This is a genomic window from Spirosoma oryzae (assembly GCF_003002825.1).
Lineage (GTDB): Bacteria > Bacteroidota > Bacteroidia > Cytophagales > Spirosomataceae > Spirosoma > Spirosoma oryzae.
The window spans coordinates 125,172-142,377 of record NZ_PVTE01000009.1 but is presented as its reverse complement, the minus strand read 5'-3'; the positions used below and the strand labels follow the sequence as shown (position 1 = coordinate 142,377).

Here is a 17,206-nt window from a genome sequence, read left to right as displayed (position 1 = left end):
GGGGGTAATCAAACTAGGCCGTTTCCAGCAGGTCTTCCAGCTCGATGAGGATTGTGCGGCTGGGGTCTTTTACCCAGACTTCACCTGCCCACTGCATCTGAACCGAGAACTTGTTGTCGTCATCCGACCGCATGTGGGCATTGGCTCCGGCTCCGACGTAGGTTTTGAGCATATCCGGACAGTAGGTACCGACCCGGTAGGAACTATAAACCTTATCGTAGTTTTTGGGCTTGACCAGTACCACGTTGGCTCCGTTGTTGAAACCTTCCCGGACGTCGTAATTGGCCGCCGGGGGCATAGCATTCGAGAAGGCTCCCTCGGTGAGATCCTCGACAAACACCCGGTAGGATTTTGTCGAGTAGCGGCCCCGGAACCCGTTGGTTTCCTTGGTGCCGATCTGGTCCAGGGCCGGATCGTGTTCGATCTCGACGAACCCTACTTCGGGGAACAAAAACGAAGTAAACCGGTAGCCCTTGTAGGATAGATCCAGGTTGGTCCCCGTCAGCATTCCATCGAGGGCTTTGTGTTGGGCCCAGACGGTGAAGGCGATGTCCTGACCGAACTCCCGTTTAAAGTATTTCTGGGTTTCGATCAACGCACCCATACCCATCCGGAATTTAACCTTCCGCTGGTCGTAGGGCAGATCCACCCGGCCAAAAAACAGATCCCCCGTGATTTCTTTCAGCAGCGGGCCGATCTGCTCGGGTTTCTGGTAGGTGTGGTAGTTACCCGACGATTTGATCTGGGGATAATACCCCATCCCGATACGGGTTGCCGTACCCCGGCCGTCCCAGACGACACCACCCTGGGAGTACATATAAAAGTCGTTCTGCATCCGGGCGGTCTCCTTCATGAGCATCATGATGATGACTGGCATCCAGCGGCCCGAATTCGGGATCGGATTCTTTTGAATATCCGGGTTGTTCGGATCGTTGGGATCACCCAGGGTCTCGAAGAAATACATCACGGCCGCCTTGTGGGGATCGGCAAACTGACCCATGACGGATTTTGTCTGGGCCAGGTTCGTACCACCACCCCGGCTATCGACGTTGTATTCGAGCATGTCGGCGTGACCCGTCATCCAGTGCTCGACCGACTGAAGGGCATTACCCGTCTTGAACATCAGCGTCTCGGTACCGTCCGAATCCTGGGTGATGGCCGAGTTTTCCCGGCTCCATTCCGATTTGACGTTACCGATTTTAACCCAGCTGATCCCGGCGGCCGTAAACCGGCGGGACACGAAATCTTTTGGATCGTCCGAGGTTAGTTTAACCCCGTAGAGCCAGGCTCCGCCCCCGTAGGGAGCCGGGTTTTCCTCGACCGAGAAATCGACGACGACCTGCTTACCGTTTTCCCTGTCGTAGGTCAGCAAATCACCCTTGGTGTAGTTGGGCGTGTTGAGCAGCAGCCAGAAAACTTCCCGGTTCAGACCCGGTTTGGCTTCCTCGTTGATGTCGTCGGTGGTAAAGGGCAGGGCAAACTTGACGGGTACCGAATAGCTCAGGGACGCCCCCAGGCCGTTGGTATACATCACGTTGTTGCTCAGCTCGGTAGCCGACAGCAGCGGAGTCGAAATGATCTGGTATTGGTTCCAGAGTTTCAACAGACCCAGGTACTGCTCGGAGGGACCCATCAGCTGGGTGAGTGAGTTTTTCTCGGTGTGCTTGGTACCCAGCTCCAGCTTGGTCGTGTGAATGGCAACACCCCGGTTCATCCCGTTATTCGGGCTCCCAGTTTGAATCATTGGTTAAGAAAGGAAGGGTTTATAGAGATTCTCCGGTGTATCGGTCCGGGGACGGCCCGGTCCCGATTGGCCGGGAGCGGGGGTTGTTGCCGTGGGTTTCGGCTTGAACTTGAGTTTCTGGTAGTTCTGCTCGACGACCTGGTTGGTCGCCTGGGTGGTGAGTTCCTTGACGAACTTGTCCCGGTTCAAAACGAAGCGGGCCAATTCCAGACTTTTCTGGGGATCGTTTCGGATCTGCAGCAGCTGGTAATCGAATTCGGAAAGTACTTCTCCCGTATCGGGCATTTTCCACTTCGGGGTGTAGATAGCTCCCAGCTGGGAACGAATCTCACTATCGGCTACTTTCTGGCTCCGTAGGTGGGCCACCGATGCTTCGAGCTTCTGCCGTTTGCGGGCTTCGATAGCCGCCAGCCGGTCGGTTTCGGCCTGGGTGATCCGGTCTTTTTCCTTCTGAAAATGCTCCCCGTACTTCTGGTTGGCAATGCTGAACTCGGCTTCGATTTCGGCTTCCCCGTCCAGATCCAGCTTTTTCAGCCGGCGGTTGACTTCAGTTTTGGGAAAGCCGACTACGTCTTCGTAGTAGCGGGCAATCAGCTCTTTTTTCCCCTCCAGCGTATCGGTGTTGATGGCCGCCAGCTGCTGGTGATCCCGGTGGAGTTCCAGAATCTGCTCGGGATTACCCCCGGCTTCGATAATCGAAAAAATATCGTTGACCAGCGGAGAAGCCTGTTTGACCGACTGCCAGCCCTGCTCGATGCGGTACTCGTCCTGCATCCGGGCCAGCTCGTCGAAACTGTCTTCGTCCAGAACCATTTCGTCCAGGCCTTCCACGTCCTGCCAAAGCCCCTTATCGATCAGCTTTTGAACCTGACGCTTGAAGACTTGGCTGGTGAATTCTTTTTCCTGTTCGGCTTCATCCACCGTATCACTGGTGGGTTGAGCGGGATCTGAAACCGGAGTAGTTACCGGAGCAGTCGTAGCCGGAGTTGCCGGTGGATTGACCGATTCTTCGGGAAACACCGAATCCATAATCTCCTGTTCGGATAATAGCCGGTCTGGAGTGACCCGGGCGGGCTGGGTAGGAGTCGGAGGTGTTGCGGAAGAAGTGGGCTGAGCCGGGTTGGAGTCCGCCGGAGCAGTAGAAACTGCTGCAGGAGCCGGACTGGAGGGTCCCGCCGTGGCGACGGCCGGACTGGGAGAAGGAGAGCTAACCGGATCAGGAGCTGGTGTAGGGGTTGCTCCGGAAAAAATGGTGTCGTACAGACTCTCGTCCAGGGTACTGGTGAGCGTTGGCATAAAAGTATAGGGGTCGAAGGGGGTTTGATGCGGAGGGGGCCGCTGAAAGGGGGACTGCTATAGCCTTACCTGGATTTATCCCCCTGGATCTGGGCCTGGGAGATTTTCATACGGGCAATCTTTTCCCGGCTGGCCCGCTCGGCCTGGGCTTCCCGGAGTCCATCCTGGTGCTGCTGATTATCGACCAGTAGCTTGGTCCGGGCCAGTTCATTCTTCTGCTGATCAGCCTGCTGTTTCTGGAGCTGGGCCTGCTGGGCCTGGCTGAGTTTGGCAAACTGTAAGGAATCCGGAGTACCATCATTATTGGTATCTCCCATTGTTGTATTGTTCTTACCGCCAAAGGTTCGGATGTAAGCTTCTTCTTTGCGGGCTTCCCGGTCCAGCTCGTTCTGCTCGGCTTCGAAGCTTTGCCGGTCGTCCTGGAGTTTTTGGGCGGCTGCCAGTTTCTGCTGTTCGAGTTGCTGGCTCTGCTGGACGAGCTGATCGTTTTTCAGTTCCGAGTTTTTGACGATCTGCTTGATTTTCTCCAGTGAATTGCCCGTACCCATCTCGATTCGATCGGAAGCCGACAGCGTCGAGGTGTTGTTTTCCAGGGCCAGTTGACGGGCAATTTCCAGATTCCGCCGTTCGGCCTGGGCATCAGTTACGTACACGTGGAGCTGGGCCAGTAGCAGCTCGGTTCCGTTCAGGGTCAGCAAGCTGTTGGAATAATCCGAATGAATCGTACTGACGGTAATATCCCGGTCGGTAGCCTGGCAGAACTGGGCAAAGTCCAGCGTTTTTTTGTTGACCCGGCGGATGTAATCGAAAAACCGGGTGAACAGCGGGGCTGTCTGGATGTAACTCCGGGCCGCTGCCGTATTGACCCCGGTGGCCGTTTCGGTAGGTTTAACGTCGCCCAGCCGCTGGGGAGAAAAACCCACCTGCTCCAAAGCCATCTGTTTGAAGCTCATGGCCAGGTTCACCCGGGCAATCATCCGGGACGTGGCATCCAGGTTGATTACTTGGGGTAGCTGTCCGCCCAGGTTAGCTCCCTGGGTAACCGAAGGCCGGGTATCGGCCAAGCCCAGCCGGGTATCCCGGATACTCTGCAGCCAGTTCAGAAAGCCCCCGTTTTCCCGGTCGTTCCAGCCGTTGATGGTTGGAATCAGGTTGGGATCCATCAGCAGAAACGGCAGAATTTCTTCCTCGGCCATCGTCAGAGCCTGGTTCATAAACAGGTTATAGGCGATCTGATAGGGTTTCATCAGATCGACCAGCGACTGGGACGGGGCATTCCGGGCCGTAAAGACCGAGCCCACTACGGGCAGTTCCGGCTCATAAAGAAACGCATCCGGCTTACCCTGAAAATCCAGTGGTTTGACGGCCAGGTAGAGGGGTTTATGATTGGCAGTAGCTCCCGGCTGGGAACCCATCGGCATCAGCTTGATACCGCCCCAGACTTCGTTGATCCAGGTCCATTCGATGGTCGGCTCGAAGGCCTTACCGGTGAACACCGAATCCTCGTCCGGGTCATTCCTGGTCAGATTCCCCTTTTTCTCTTTGGTACCCTGGGGCAAGACGACCGTTTCATCAACGATGACTTTTTCGATCTGCCCTGTTTCGGGATTCAGCCAGGTCAGCCGGCCCACCCGTTTCTGGGATTTCCAGTAGGCTTCGGTCACCTGGTAGAGATTACCGTAATAAAACCGCTGATCCCCGTACCGGTTACCGGTACCGAACAGCACCTCGTGGGCCGGGTAACCACCCCCCGTCTGAGATACCTGGGGCAGGTAGTGGAGCAGGTCCGGATTGGTCGTGGGAACCTTGACGCCGTAGGGCATTCCTTCGATCGACAGGTAATCGATCGGGTTACCGTACCAGTCCTTAACCGTCTGGTAACCCCCGCTGAGTGCCAGTTTACCGTAGAGATCCTCCAGCTCGGAGCCGTCCATCAAATGACCATACCGGTCGATGATGTCGGGTAGAGAGAGGAACGTTACCCGGCCGGCGTAGTTTCCTTTTTCGACGTCGGTAACGTCGGGAGAGGTATGGAAAAAGGTTTCCAGCGGATTCCAGCTTTCCTGGGTAAACCCCGTACCCGTCAGGTAGAAATGCCGAAAACACCGGTCTACCTTGAGCATGTCCCCGAACTCCAGGCTGGCTTTGGGTTTCATCTGGTAGCGTTCCTGGGCATCTTCCAGGGTAATGTTTCCCCAGATCTCGGCTACGTGCTGCCAGTTACTGGACATATACCGCTGAATTTCTTCGGGGGTCAGGGCCTTACGGGCTTCCTCGACCTGCTGGCTGTAGGCCTGCTGCTGCTCTGGAGATTGAAAATCAGACTTCTGGGGATCCAGGCCCTGCTCGATGAGGGCCGCGTTGATCTCGGCATCGATCTGCTGGTGAACGTATTCGGACAACAGACGGGCTTTTTCCCGGCTCCGGGCCGAATCGATACTGTCTCCTTTGGCCACGACCCGCTGCTCGGCCGGGTGGGATTCCAGCTCCCCCGTCAGCGTGTTGATCACCTGCCGGGTAAAATCGAAATGCCGCATCCGGCCCATCGGCTGGTCTTCCTTACTGTACTGGGCGGCCAGCTGAATCAGACTGGCGTACTCGTTGGGTTCTTCGTCCTGGTACTGGTAAAGCAGAAACTCCCCCGATGCCATCCGGTAATTCTCCCGTAGCTTCTGGTTGTCCCAGTACTGCCGAAAACCCAGTCCTTCCAGGGCATCCATACAGGCTTTTCGCCAGTGTTCGGTTTTCTGGTCGAGGGGAAGCAGCTGGGGCGGGAGGGTTCCACCGGCCGACTGGGCGGCCAGAAACGGGTGGGGGGACAGATACATAGCCCGAAACTAGACCCATTTCTACGGGCTTCTCGGTTCCTGAACGGGTGGGTCAAGTAAGCTGAATACCCCGTTCAGGGAAGCTGAACAGACGGATAAACTAACTAACGGTAGGATATATACGTTTAGTTAAAAACAAAAAACCCCGGCCGGAATCCAGTCGAGGTTTCGGTATCCACCGTAACGTCCCTGGTACCAACAGGGCAATGTCTTTCCAGGTAGTGTAACTAGGGTGCGTTCCTGGTAACCCACCGATACCACCAGAGTAACCCAATAAGAGCTACCGAAAGAATCAGTTCAAAAGGAGGAGAAACCATGTTGTTAAATTAGAGTCGGGATTCAGGACCAAAGTAGTAGTCTCGTATTAAACCTCGTGCCAAGGTCTGGATAAATCCGTCCCCTTTTTCAAGCAAATACTGTCTGATTTCATCCGGGGTTTTCCCCTCGAATCCACCAGCATTTTCAATAATGTATTGAATAGTCTGTTCGCGTTCAAGACCGTTCATCGATTAACTGGTTAGTTTTGAAGAAAATCGGGTAGTTCACCAGGTTCGGGTAAATCCGAGAAATCCCGGAAGGAGATTAGACAAACCCGATCTTTCAGACCCGGTACGTCGTACACCCCGGCTACTTTAACCGTAGCCAGGTTAAACAGTCCCCGGGCCTGAATCTCCGGGGTCGTTTTGTCCAAGTAGACGGGTAAATCCCGATCGACGCCGTACAAGGCATCCTGTAAATCACCAACAGTCAGGTTCATTTGGAATTGGGTTTACGGTCATTACGAATCATCCACCAATCCAGTAGCGGAGGGAGCCAGATTTCAGCACACATTAACAGCATTCCTAGCACGATCATTACAAGGGCCATTTGTCAGTAGGGTTACGGACAGATTTCCCAATCATCTCGAAACAGGTAATGGCTGTCCGGGGTATCCAGGATTTTTCCGTCGTGGGTGAAGACAAGAATGTGCAGCCGGCCGTGGGTATCCTCGACACCTTTCCAGTAGCCCTTCCATTCCGGCAGCCGGACTTTCAGACCCTGTTCAATAGCAGTTAGTATTTCGGCTCCGGTCATGGGTTGGTCTGAGAATAAAAATAAATTGGATTTGGCCAAGGAGGTAGAAACGGTCGTCTCGGATGGATTGGTGGCCAGGTACATAACTTTGTTCCCTGTTTCAGGTCTTTGTCGATTGATTCCTCAATGACCGGTCCTAGTTGCTCCTTAATCAATTGATTTGGATCAACGTCGCTAATAGTTGAAGCTGGTTCCAAGATGTTCTGTAAATACCTGATGGCTTCCTCGTATTCTGAATAGCTCAGGTTGTCAGATAGCAGGATTGATTCCCGCATCCCATTCTTGGTAATTTCAATCTTTGTCATCGATAGCAGTTGATTTAGGGTCCAGCCATTCACTGGGTACAATCATTTTGTCTTCCGGTACGTTGGGATTGGCCAGTATCCGAACGTCGGAGAATCCGAGACTATCCAGGTAAGCCGGAAGTCCACCGTGTCCCTGGTCGGTCATCAACCGGGCCAGAGTTTTGGGATGAAGCTGCAGGACGTTTCTCACTAGTCAGTGGTTGACGATGCCGGACTGGAGGGTTCCGGACTGGATGGTTCTTCTGCCGGAGGAGTCGAGCTATCCGTCGGAGTAGCTGTTTCTTCCGGGCTTACCCAGAATCCGGCATCCTGCCAGGCCTGGGCGGTATACGTCTGGTAATGACCCGATGCGTTTCGGCTTATCCAGCCCCCGATTTCCACGAAGCTGATCGGTGGGTTTATCGGGATGGCTACCCACTTGGGGACAAAATTCCGGTACACTTCGGTGGGACAGTGTTCACAGTTGTCCTGTAACCGAAGGTTTACCCCCAGAAAACTTTCCAGTTCCGACTGGTTATCGGTCGTAGCCTGAATGGCATCGACGTTTTGGCAGTAACGGCTCATTGGTTCAGATCGGTTGACGCGGCTTTAACGGCCCACATGACCGATTCTTCCAGCTTGGTAGTGGCAATCGAGAGGGCCCGGCCGTACTCGGCTTTGCTTTTGTCACTCTTGGATTCCAGGTTCGAATAGGTCTGAACCTGGCTAAGCAGGCTTTCCAGTTCGGTCGCTTTCTTTTTGATTTCGATCATGAACCCCTTTTGCTGGTCAGTGACCGGGGTGTACTGCTGTCGGAAACGATCCGTCATGGTTTCTTTTTGTTGGTTAGTAGGGTGGATACCAGATTGGAAAACCGGTACTGGCGGGGAATCATTTTTCGGTACTGGATACGGGTAGGAACCGGCTTGGGCTCGTACGTCATCTCAAGGGGAATCCGGTCGTCGTCGGCTCTCATCAGTTCAGATTGGTTAGTTGCTCTTCGGTGGGGCCCAGAACGGGAGCCGCCAGTTTTTCCTGGTGTAGCTCGAAGAGCTCATCAAATACCCCTTTGTAGAGATCCCATTCGGCCGGACTCAAGTGAACCCCCATCGGAATGATGCCCAGAATGGCTTCGGTGTCATTGAGGTAAGTCGGATTGGGATCGGTGATTTTTCCTTTGTACCAGGCTTTGGTATGGTCGGGATTCAGCTCATAGCGGTGCATGGTCAGGAGCTTGTTGATCACCAGCAGTTCCTGATTGAACCGGAGCATAACCGGAGCCGGCGTCGTCATCGGGTTCAGGGCATTCATTCGGTAGGCCACCGGGTGGAGATTATCGGTGAAAAACACCATCCCGTTTACAAAGGCCTTCAGCTCCTGGGGACCCGAAAACGAGAGAGGAATGTCTTCCAGCTTAAAGTCCAGGGTGTCACTGAAGGCTGCCCGTTCAGCATCGGTCAGGGTAAGCTCCTGGTAGAACTCGGAGTCTTTGATATCGGTCATAGGGAAAAGATGGCCCGCAGGCGGTCGGTATGAAAGTAAAGGTCTTCCCCGGCCAAATACCGTTTCTGTTCGTCAGGGGTCAGCAGGGGCTGGAGTTTCTGGAAGTCTTCCCGGAGAATAATCTTGAGGAGTTCGTTATCCAGATTCGCGTAGGTATTGGGCTTTTTGATTTCCCGGAGCGCGATGATCAGGGTAGATTCATGAATCATTCCCATACAGTCCCGAAGCAGCCGCTTTTCACCCGGAAAATTCAGGAAAACGACAAACCCGTTGGAAAACAACTTATAAGCTCCGATCAGGATAATGCTGTCGGCCCAGTCGGCCAGAAATTCGGAGAGGATTTCCTCGGCGTAACAATCACCACCGTGGGAAGAAAAGAAGAGCTTGATCAGATCACCCGCCAGCAGATCAGGTTGAATCTGATCGATTAACCCACGGACGGTTGCGACCGTAATCTCGTCTTCAAATATAACCGTTTTCGTCATTTAATCCCAAAGGGTTTACGGGTTTGTTTTACGGAAGTAGTCCGTCTGCTGGTTTTCTGACTGATCCCCCAGACAGACCGGGTTTTTGGTTGAGCCGGTTGATCCGATTCGGTCCGGTTGATGACGACGGGTTTGTCATTTTTCTCCAGACTGTCCCGGTAAAGTAGCATATGTCCGAATGAGACCACTCTATCAACATTGAGGTCTTCTTTCCACTGGAGCATTTCCTCGATCAGCAGTGGATCCAGAATCCGGGTGTAGCCCAGAATCGGTTTTCCCGTATCGGTTTCCCCGATGACTTCGGAGATATAATCGATGATTTTGTTCATCCAGGCTTTCTGGAAGGCCGGGGTGGGGGGTACTCCGTAGGTTCCCTTGTAGCTGGTGTTGGGCTGGATTTCCTGCTTCAGATTCCAGGTCTTGGCCAGGTAGGTTTCCGCTCCGTAATCCTTGTCGAAGTAATCCAGGACGGCATCGGTACTGGACTCGTGGAGCATACTGGCTTCGAAGTAATCCAGAAGTTCCTTGATCTTTTTCAGAAACATCGGAATCCGTTCGGGCCGGGCTACGTAGCTGGCCACCATCGTATCCTGAAAGGCATCGTCGAGTCCTCCGTAATGCCGGCGCATCAGGTAGAGGGCCCCCAGGGAGGATGATGTACCCGTTTGCCCAATGTTATAGGGGTCAAGCCCACCCACGTGAAGCTTATAACTGCCTTTGTGGACCGGTTCATCATAAAGCATGATCGGGGCATCCTCAATCAGATCGGTATCCTTGTGGGGAAAATTGGCAATGGGTAGTTTCTCCGAGAGGGTGTATTTGACTTCTCCGCCGGGTAATGTATATAGCTCAACAGCTTTTCCGGGCTTTGTTTCGTACAGCCAGTCCTGGTGACGTTTGAGTCCTTCCCGGTAGCGTTGGAACGGGGATTCCGTAACGGAAAGGGACATTTCGTCCAATGTACGGGGATTGTACATTTTATGTTTGGCCAACGTCCCCGGCTTTTTACTTTCCTTGGCTACCGTCTGTTCCTGATCCAGGATTGTATTAGCTCGTTCAAAATCAGTCACCTGAATCTGGAGCTTGGCTAGTTCTCCCGTGACGGGTTTATTTAGGTACTGAGCCAGTGGAATCGTGTTTTTGAAATCTGCCCGGTACCACCCCCCCATAAACTTGCCCGTTTGTTTTCCTTCCGTATCAAAGCTGAGAAGCTCGTTTACGTCAGGATTCATGAACAAATCAATGGCATCTTTGGATTTTTCTACGTTTCCACCTGTGAATGCAAATAGGGGTGGGTTTCGGTAACCACCAAATGAAGAACGGAGGGCTGGTTTAACCGCATCCCAGGCTCCCTGCATTTCTTCCTTGGCAATCTCGTCGAAGAAAAAGAATGTGGTCGATTTACCAGCCCCCACTTCGGTGGCTTTACCCGCCTTGGTTAGGTAAGTAAACAGCTGGGAAAGAATGATCGGCTCGTTATTTTTCCGGGTTACTCCGAACCGAATCAAGGTCTGGGATAAGTCCTTGTCGATACTGGGAACAATCAGAAAGTTATCCTTATCCGAAATAGCTACCCCAAACTTTTTGTTGAAGGTATCCTTGTCCTGGGAAATTGAGAACAAACCAAGAACCTCGGCGTTATCAAAACAGAACAACTCCCGGCAGGTAAGCGAGACGATAAAGTCCGAGTTGTGGGTAACCGTAAACCCATCGGTCAAAAACAGGTGGTCTTGATTGTCAACCGTAATACAGGTAGTCAGAGCATTGTAGACGTACTGGATATCAACGATACTGGATTTGTACGGATTTAGCTGCTCAGATTTATCAGCTAACTCACTTAGTTTATAATCAAGTCGAAAAAGAGGGAATATGGAATGAATGGTAATAACCGTTGGTGTACTGGTTGAGTTTTTTAGTTCTGCAAAATTAGACCGCTGTTTAACGCTCATTCCCAGGCTTCGACAAACCCATTCCATATCAGCCATCAACTGAGTTATATCCGTTGAAAACTCAACATTGTTAGAAGCATTGAACGAGCCTTTCCCATCCAGTATTCCCTGGACTAAAGCTAGTCGTTGTGAAACAGACGCTTTCTTGTAGAGTTCCGGGATATGCTTATTACAAAGTAGACCAAGTTCTGTCAGCTGTTTTCGAAGTGGGTTACAGTGAAGGCAATTCTTTGGTCCTTTGATAATTACTTCTTCAGGATGCCCAACCCACTTCTTTTTCCAGCGATTACAAGTTAAACCTGATTGCTTGGCAAAATCACACCATACCTTTTCCAATTGTCGATCTGACGTTATCAGAGCTGTATGACGGTCATCTCCACAGCTTAGCCAGATACCTAGAATGTACGGATCAACTGGCAGGTTTTTTTCACTATACTCGACGGGTTTAGCCGTTGGAATAGCATATTTACTATGCTGAGTTTCGTACCGATTTGGTCGTTGATCAATTTCTTTTTTATAATCGACCAACAATTCCCGGGTAGTTTTGACTTCATAAACCCCCCGTCCACTGAATTTTCGATTATTCCAGACATACCAGTTGTGATTCAAACCACAATATAGTTTTCGACCATCCCGTAAGGTCATCTGGTAAACAGGTTGAACCCCTTGGGGATATACCCCGGTGATCGTGGTTAGTTTACCATCAGCTCCATAGATCTGTTGACCTACCTGGGCATCTCCGATCTGGATTTCACCCGTCGGGGTGTACAACAGGGATGTATTTAGCAGGTCCTTGCCAATCTGGCGGGCACCCCCCACCACATAGCCTTTCTTTTCTTTCTTAGCCTGGTAGTAATCGTTATGAAGAATCCAGCCGTTATCCCGGAGTTGGGGACGACCCTTTACTCGGATTTCATTACCCTGTTCATCCAGGGCATCATAAAGGATGGTGTGAAAGTTCAGATCATAGTACAGACTGGGAACGACGTATTGTCCGTTGATGTTTACCCCGTTTTTACACTTGTCCCGTTCGTGGGCCGCCAGCTGTAAAAACTCCGGGTGATTCTTGGGGGGAAGTTTGGCCGGGTCCATGTTGATAAACATCTCAGGTGAATCAACATTGAAAAAATCCCGGGGAGCCTGTGAAGCGGAATTAGGCAAGTCCACGAATTTGAAGGGAAATGGGTACTTCGTAATCACCCTTGACGTCAAGGGCTTCAGTCGCTTCTTCGAGTTTTTCCAGCAAGGGTAAGGTCTTGAGTACCTTGTCGTTAATGATGTTCCGGTTGGCTATCTGCTGGTACTTGGTAGCCACAACAAAGGTAATTTCCCGGGAAGCTCCGGTCTTGGTTTTACCGGACACTTTCGTAATCTTCCGGCTTTCAATGCTGGATACCGGCCGCTTCTGGTAGTACTGCTGAATCTGTTCGAGGGTATTCCGGAAGATCTCCGTTTTTTCCTCGACATAACTGGTCAATCCATCCTTCTCCAGAATAGCTGTCAACATTCCAATCTGGATATGGATGACATTAACAATGCCCTTCAGCTTGTCTTCTATTCGGTCTGAAATTAGCGGGGCTATGCCTCCGGTCTGGGTAACCTTGTACTCAATGTCATCGAACAGATCCTCGATTACCTGAAGACTTAACCAGTCGGCTGTGGAGTCGAGCTCAGCCCGAACCTGGTCATAACCGATCCGAGTGTAAATGTTTTTCTTTTTAGCCATTGTACTCCATTTTGGCTGAACATACTCTGGAGTAAGAAGTACCTGGTACCAGAGTTATGGTCTTTTTATCTCCCCAATTTCCTACTACCTGTACCGTGTGCAGATAAACACCTGGCATTGTTTCGTGGCTGTTACTAACAAATAAGTAGTACGATTTATCATTGTCCGGGCAGATCAAATCGTTTTTTGAGAAATAGCCATTTGTTAGAGGAAGTACAAATGATTCTCCATCTGCAACATACAACTTAGTAGAATCTATAACAGCATCTACCGGTATGTACGGCTTTGTCCAACTACTCCGATCAACACCATCTTTAAAAGCTGAATCACCTTTAGCTTTAGATGATAAACTTAATAGGGCTGGAACAGCCAGAAGTGATTTTATGAAATCAGCTCTGTTCATTTTTTAATTCGGTTACCTGGGTGGTTATCAATTTGATAATCTGTCGAACTCCTTCAGCAGTGGAAGAACCTGATTCGAGTGTTTCTAGTAAGCCGTTGTAGTGTTCAAGAAGGGCTTCTCTGTGTTTCAGACGCTCTTCATCGGATTGTTCGACATGGCTCAGGGCCTGTTTCAATTTTTCGGAAATCATATGAATACGGTTATGATTCCAGGAAACGGGCTCCCCACTGCGGAATACTATAGCTCTGATCGGTTGTGTCAACCGGTAGTACCGTGGTCATCAGCTTCGTTTCCGTAGGACAGGGGTTTACCGGACAGGGTTTGGTGGTAGCCAGGTACTGCATGGCTTTTTTACCCTTGTTGTAAGCTGTACCTGTCAGTACCCGTTTGAGGGTGAACAGATCGTCGGGCATAGCCGTCTTGTATAGGGTTACTCCGTATTCATCAGTCCAGGTGGCTTCACCTTCCTGGAAACCCAGGGCCTGGAGTAGTTCGGTAGTCAGTGTCATTGGAAATAACGGTCTAAGTTGGAATCAGTCAGTATCGTGGTAATTGTTGGTGGTTCATCGGTACTTCGGATCAATCCTGTCTCGTTTAGGGGCCGCTGCCAGAGCAGCTCTTCCAGGGCCGGCCGGACCCAGTCCTGTAGCAGGAACTCAATCCGGCTTTTGGTTACCCGGTAATCTCTTTGGAGCTGTTTATCGGGGGTTCCCGCAGCCCGGCGGTCCAATAGGGCCAGGTAATTCAGTATTCGACCCGTTGACAGCTGGGCCCGCTGCTGTTTGGTAAACTCTGTTTGTTTCATGGTATCTGTTTATTCTATTACTAACGGTTAACTGTATACGTCAGGTAGTCGGTGGGTAAGTGAACCACTTCGGCTGGACGTACTTACCCGGATTCGCATTGTTCCACTCGTTGGCTCCGCAGGCCGTTCCCATCGAGAGGACCTTGTAATGAATCGGACAGGAGCAGAGGGAACAATGCAATTCATCCCGGGTAGTGCTATAGGATTGCCCCGTGAGGGCCTTGTATTCGGGAGAAGTTCGGGCATTGACCGAGTTGAACGGACAGTCCAGACAGATCTCTAGCCTACGATCAGCTTCGGCTTCAATCTCGGGAGACAGACCGACGGTAGCCCGTTTGACCTGGTTGTAGCGGGATTCCAGAACCCCGTCGATGTGTTTGATGCCGGCAATCAGCAACCGGGCTCGTTCAGAGAAGTAGTTCATTCTACAGGTGTTTGAGTGAATTCATACCAGTCCTCAGCCAATACCGAAGCGGCTGACAGTTTGACAAGTTGATTGTCCTGATTAAAAAACTGAGGCTCTAACGATGTACGGCCAATGAACCCAACTTCGAAGTATTTTACAGGAACTCCCGCAATCGGTTCATCATCGTCCCGGTATGGATCAAGAAATACTCCCGGACAGAAATAGATATAATCGGAAGGCTTCCAGTAATACCGTCTCATTTTATGCCCTGTTACCAGCTTTTGTAGGGCTTCAGAAAAGTTCATTATGCAGCCTGGAGGTAGTGAATCATGGAATGGAGAATGACGACGTTGTCCCGGACTTTGCCCAGGGCCGTGTTGCAGTTGGAGCAGAGTAGCCCCCGGATTTTACCGGAGCTGTGGCAGTGATCGACGGCCAGAGACTTTCCCTCCAGATCTTCGTGAGTACCACAAATTCGGCAGCATCGGTTCTGCCGGTGTAAAAGCTGGTTGTACTGATCCAGCGTTATACCATACCGGTTACGTAAATTTCTGGACTTTTTTAAATCCGGATTTTTCTGATAAATCCGTTTGTAACTAGCTGAAGCCCGTTTACTATTACACAGTTTACAGTACGACTGAAGACGATTACCTGTACCTGATTTATAGAACTCCGTGACTGGTTTAGTCTCTTTACAGTCTCTACACGTCTTTGTCTGACACATTGGCTTTCTGTTGGATAAGGGCTTCGACCTGGGCTTTGGGAGCGGGACGGTTCAGTCCGTCGGTTCGTTTGAGCAGCCGCCAACTCAGGGCCTGTTTCAGTCTCCAGAGCATCCGGATCTGCTGGTGGTGTTCCTCGATATCCCGGGGAGCCAGCGGGAACAGACCTGCGCGGTTTTGCCGAAGCCGGATCAGCAGCATGGCCAGGAGTTTGAATAACCGGTTCCCGTTCATTCGGTAGGAACCAAGCCCTTCCAGCCGGTAGATCCAGTCCTGAGGATTCCGCAGCTTCTGGCGGATGAGCTGCCAGTAGGGATCAGTCGTTAGCTGGATCGTCTTCAGGGGCAGGTTGAATTCGGTGGCCAGCTGGGCCTGAATCTGTTTCCAGCTCTTCATAACGGAAGTTGATTAAATAGCCCAGTTTGGTTTTTTCTTCGAAGGCCGCCAGCAGCTCGGGCTTCACCGACAGCTCCAGGGTGTAGACGTTCTGAATCAGCAGGCCCAGTTTTTTCAGCTTACTCCTCGTTTTCCAGATCGAATAGCAGGCATTCTTTTTTTCCAGCCGGGGATAGTACTCCTGCTGAATCCGCAGGTTGGTGGTTTTGGTCGGCCCGAACAGGCAGTAGTAAGCCAGCAGGTTCAGATCCGAGTCGTGGTAGCCGATGTCGTTGCAGACCAGGTAAACTTCGATCAGCTTTTTGGCGGCTCCCAGCTGCTGACGACGGGTAACGGTAGAATGAAGGATGCTCACAGGGGGGAAACTATAGCGGTAGGAGGGGAAGAAGCTGTTTGCCGGGTAGCCTGGTAGTGACTGAGCATGGCTTCGACCAGGGGCTTGTAGGCTTTGTAGTCGAACTCGTAGGGAATCTCGGTCTGGACCGGCTCACCCAGAAAGTCCAGCTCATCCTTGATGTGGGTAAACCGGGTAGAGCGGACCTTATAACCGAACTGCTCCAGCATCCAGCCGTAGGTCGAGATCTGCATCCGGTAGTGATTCAGAGAACAGTCATCCAGCATCTGCAGCGGGTACTGCATTTTCTGGTACTTATTACTGGTCTTGATCTGCTCATTGGACTTATAGTCATCGATGTCTACGTACCGGATTCCCGTAGTTCGATCAGTAGTAATCCAGACTTTATCAATCTGCCCGGCCAGATAGTTGTTATGATTGTAGACCAGTAGTTCGGCATAATAACCGTCAGGTAATTCTGTCAGATCAAAGCTGTATACTGACTGGGTAGTAGAAATAACTTTTTCAGTAGGTAAAGACGGGTGTAGCTCGAAGCCGTTCTGATAAGCCTGGTGTTCTCGTTTGAGGTGGTAAGCCGTTCCTTTCTCACAGGCCTTGTCCTTTTTTTCTTCCCACTGAGCCAGGATCAACCGGCGGACTGCCTGGATGTAGAGCTCATGCTCTTTCAGATGCTCAGAAATGGCCCAGGTTAAACGATCTTCCCGCTTGGGTAGTGATTGTATCACCTGTCGTTTGAACGTCAGCCAGAAGACTTCTGAGACGTTATCAGTGAGATACTGCTCGATGGCCTTGTATAGACTCCAGTAAGCTCCGTCGAAGGGTTGCTTAAAAACAGACAGTAAACTGGTTACCGAGATGTAGGAATGACCCGATCGGGAGGTGTAGGAGTGATCGGATTCCCGGAACGAGACGTAGTCGATCACTGGGATAGCAGAAGAAGAGAGGGGAGAAGAAATCTACCGTCGATCCGGTAGTAGGTCCGAAACGGGATTCGGAAGAAGGAACTGGAGAGGTTCCCGGGAAGGGTTACGTGTAGTAACCGTATCAAAGATAACAGAACTTCGGATATACCGCTATACGAGTAGGCAACTTTTTACCAAAAAAGTTCAGGAATACTAAATTTTAATACGGGTGTGTATCCGGTAGGGATTCCCGGTATATATCCCCCGGTTGATCCGGCTGGTGAGAAGTACCCCCGGGGGTAAAGTATCTGGAATGGGTAGCGGGGAG

The 17,206-nt window shown here is 51.4% G+C and carries 24 protein-coding genes; all 24 read right to left on the bottom strand.

Annotation, left to right across the window (positions count from 1 at the left end):
* Nucleotides 1-13: 13 nt before the first annotated feature.
* Nucleotides 14-1,744, bottom strand: coding sequence for a hypothetical protein (locus CLV58_RS12555; RefSeq protein WP_146141426.1), 1,731 nt, complete (start codon nt 1,742-1,744; stop codon nt 14-16).
* 3 nt (nt 1,745-1,747) lie between these two features.
* Nucleotides 1,748-3,040 carry an ATP-binding protein gene (locus tag CLV58_RS12550; protein ID WP_146141425.1) on the bottom strand — a complete coding sequence of 431 codons (1,293 nt, stop codon included), beginning with the start codon at nt 3,038-3,040 and terminating at the stop codon, nt 1,748-1,750.
* A gap of 65 nt (nt 3,041-3,105) precedes the next feature.
* The gene (locus CLV58_RS12545; protein ID WP_106138164.1) at nt 3,106-5,868 is read right to left on the bottom strand and encodes a hypothetical protein; all 2,763 of its coding nucleotides are present in this window, start codon (nt 5,866-5,868) and stop codon (nt 3,106-3,108) included.
* Nucleotides 5,869-6,194: 326 nt separating this feature from the next.
* Entirely contained in the window at nt 6,195-6,374 is a 180-nt protein-coding gene (locus CLV58_RS12540) for a hypothetical protein (protein ID WP_106138163.1), read from the bottom strand.
* Nucleotides 6,375-6,385: 11 nt separating this feature from the next.
* On the bottom strand, nt 6,386-6,625 hold the full coding sequence (locus CLV58_RS12535; RefSeq protein ID WP_106138162.1) for a hypothetical protein: 240 nt from the start codon (nt 6,623-6,625) through the stop codon (nt 6,386-6,388).
* Nucleotides 6,626-6,747: 122 nt separating this feature from the next.
* The gene (locus tag CLV58_RS12530) at nt 6,748-7,026 is read right to left on the bottom strand and encodes a hypothetical protein (RefSeq protein WP_106138161.1); all 279 of its coding nucleotides are present in this window, start codon (nt 7,024-7,026) and stop codon (nt 6,748-6,750) included.
* A 207-nt stretch (nt 7,027-7,233) separates the two neighbouring features.
* Nucleotides 7,234-7,437, bottom strand: coding sequence for a hypothetical protein (locus CLV58_RS12525; protein WP_106138160.1), 204 nt, complete (start codon nt 7,435-7,437; stop codon nt 7,234-7,236).
* Nucleotides 7,437-7,811 carry a hypothetical protein gene (locus tag CLV58_RS12520; RefSeq protein WP_106138159.1) on the bottom strand — a complete coding sequence of 125 codons (375 nt, stop codon included), beginning with the start codon at nt 7,809-7,811 and terminating at the stop codon, nt 7,437-7,439. The genes CLV58_RS12525 and CLV58_RS12520 overlap by 1 nt, the downstream gene beginning before the upstream one ends.
* Nucleotides 7,808-8,056 carry an Acb2/Tad1 domain-containing protein gene (locus CLV58_RS12515; RefSeq protein ID WP_106138158.1) on the bottom strand — a complete coding sequence of 83 codons (249 nt, stop codon included), beginning with the start codon at nt 8,054-8,056 and terminating at the stop codon, nt 7,808-7,810. Before CLV58_RS12515 ends, CLV58_RS12520 begins: the two co-directional genes overlap by 4 nt.
* Nucleotides 8,053-8,202, bottom strand: a complete 150-nt coding sequence (locus CLV58_RS28355; RefSeq protein ID WP_170108695.1) for a hypothetical protein — start codon at nt 8,200-8,202, stop codon at nt 8,053-8,055. The genes CLV58_RS12515 and CLV58_RS28355 overlap by 4 nt, the downstream gene beginning before the upstream one ends.
* Nucleotides 8,202-8,729, bottom strand: coding sequence for a hypothetical protein (locus CLV58_RS12510; RefSeq protein WP_106138157.1), 528 nt, complete (start codon nt 8,727-8,729; stop codon nt 8,202-8,204). Before CLV58_RS12510 ends, CLV58_RS28355 begins: the two co-directional genes overlap by 1 nt.
* The gene (locus tag CLV58_RS12505) at nt 8,726-9,214 is read right to left on the bottom strand and encodes a hypothetical protein (protein WP_106138156.1); all 489 of its coding nucleotides are present in this window, start codon (nt 9,212-9,214) and stop codon (nt 8,726-8,728) included. The genes CLV58_RS12510 and CLV58_RS12505 overlap by 4 nt, the downstream gene beginning before the upstream one ends.
* Entirely contained in the window at nt 9,211-10,932 is a 1,722-nt protein-coding gene (locus CLV58_RS28020) for a hypothetical protein (RefSeq protein WP_146141424.1), read from the bottom strand. Before CLV58_RS28020 ends, CLV58_RS12505 begins: the two co-directional genes overlap by 4 nt.
* Nucleotides 10,933-12,316: 1,384 nt before the next feature.
* On the bottom strand, nt 12,317-12,889 hold the full coding sequence (locus CLV58_RS12495) for a hypothetical protein (protein WP_106138154.1): 573 nt from the start codon (nt 12,887-12,889) through the stop codon (nt 12,317-12,319).
* Nucleotides 12,882-13,292, bottom strand: coding sequence for a hypothetical protein (locus CLV58_RS28015; RefSeq protein WP_146141423.1), 411 nt, complete (start codon nt 13,290-13,292; stop codon nt 12,882-12,884). Before CLV58_RS28015 ends, CLV58_RS12495 begins: the two co-directional genes overlap by 8 nt.
* Nucleotides 13,279-13,482, bottom strand: coding sequence for a hypothetical protein (locus tag CLV58_RS12490; RefSeq protein WP_106138153.1), 204 nt, complete (start codon nt 13,480-13,482; stop codon nt 13,279-13,281). Before CLV58_RS12490 ends, CLV58_RS28015 begins: the two co-directional genes overlap by 14 nt.
* Before the next feature lie 10 nt (nt 13,483-13,492).
* Nucleotides 13,493-13,801, bottom strand: a complete 309-nt coding sequence (locus CLV58_RS12485) for a hypothetical protein (RefSeq protein ID WP_106138152.1) — start codon at nt 13,799-13,801, stop codon at nt 13,493-13,495.
* Nucleotides 13,798-14,097 carry a hypothetical protein gene (locus CLV58_RS12480; RefSeq protein ID WP_106138151.1) on the bottom strand — a complete coding sequence of 100 codons (300 nt, stop codon included), beginning with the start codon at nt 14,095-14,097 and terminating at the stop codon, nt 13,798-13,800. Before CLV58_RS12480 ends, CLV58_RS12485 begins: the two co-directional genes overlap by 4 nt.
* 40 nt (nt 14,098-14,137) lie before the next feature.
* Nucleotides 14,138-14,521: a hypothetical protein gene (locus CLV58_RS12475; RefSeq protein WP_106138150.1), complete on the bottom strand. Its 384-nt coding sequence runs from the start codon at nt 14,519-14,521 to the stop codon at nt 14,138-14,140.
* Nucleotides 14,518-14,808 carry a Thoeris anti-defense Tad2 family protein gene (locus CLV58_RS12470; RefSeq protein ID WP_106138149.1) on the bottom strand — a complete coding sequence of 97 codons (291 nt, stop codon included), beginning with the start codon at nt 14,806-14,808 and terminating at the stop codon, nt 14,518-14,520. Before CLV58_RS12470 ends, CLV58_RS12475 begins: the two co-directional genes overlap by 4 nt.
* A complete protein-coding gene (locus CLV58_RS29145; RefSeq protein WP_106138148.1) occupies nt 14,808-15,227 on the bottom strand; it encodes an endonuclease VII domain-containing protein in 420 nt (139 codons plus the stop codon). Before CLV58_RS29145 ends, CLV58_RS12470 begins: the two co-directional genes overlap by 1 nt.
* Nucleotides 15,205-15,621 carry a hypothetical protein gene (locus tag CLV58_RS12460; protein ID WP_106138147.1) on the bottom strand — a complete coding sequence of 139 codons (417 nt, stop codon included), beginning with the start codon at nt 15,619-15,621 and terminating at the stop codon, nt 15,205-15,207. Before CLV58_RS12460 ends, CLV58_RS29145 begins: the two co-directional genes overlap by 23 nt.
* On the bottom strand, nt 15,542-15,976 hold the full coding sequence (locus CLV58_RS12455; protein WP_106138146.1) for a hypothetical protein: 435 nt from the start codon (nt 15,974-15,976) through the stop codon (nt 15,542-15,544). Before CLV58_RS12455 ends, CLV58_RS12460 begins: the two co-directional genes overlap by 80 nt.
* The gene (locus CLV58_RS12450; RefSeq protein ID WP_106138145.1) at nt 15,973-16,899 is read right to left on the bottom strand and encodes a hypothetical protein; all 927 of its coding nucleotides are present in this window, start codon (nt 16,897-16,899) and stop codon (nt 15,973-15,975) included. Before CLV58_RS12450 ends, CLV58_RS12455 begins: the two co-directional genes overlap by 4 nt.
* Nucleotides 16,900-17,206 lie beyond the last annotated feature (307 nt).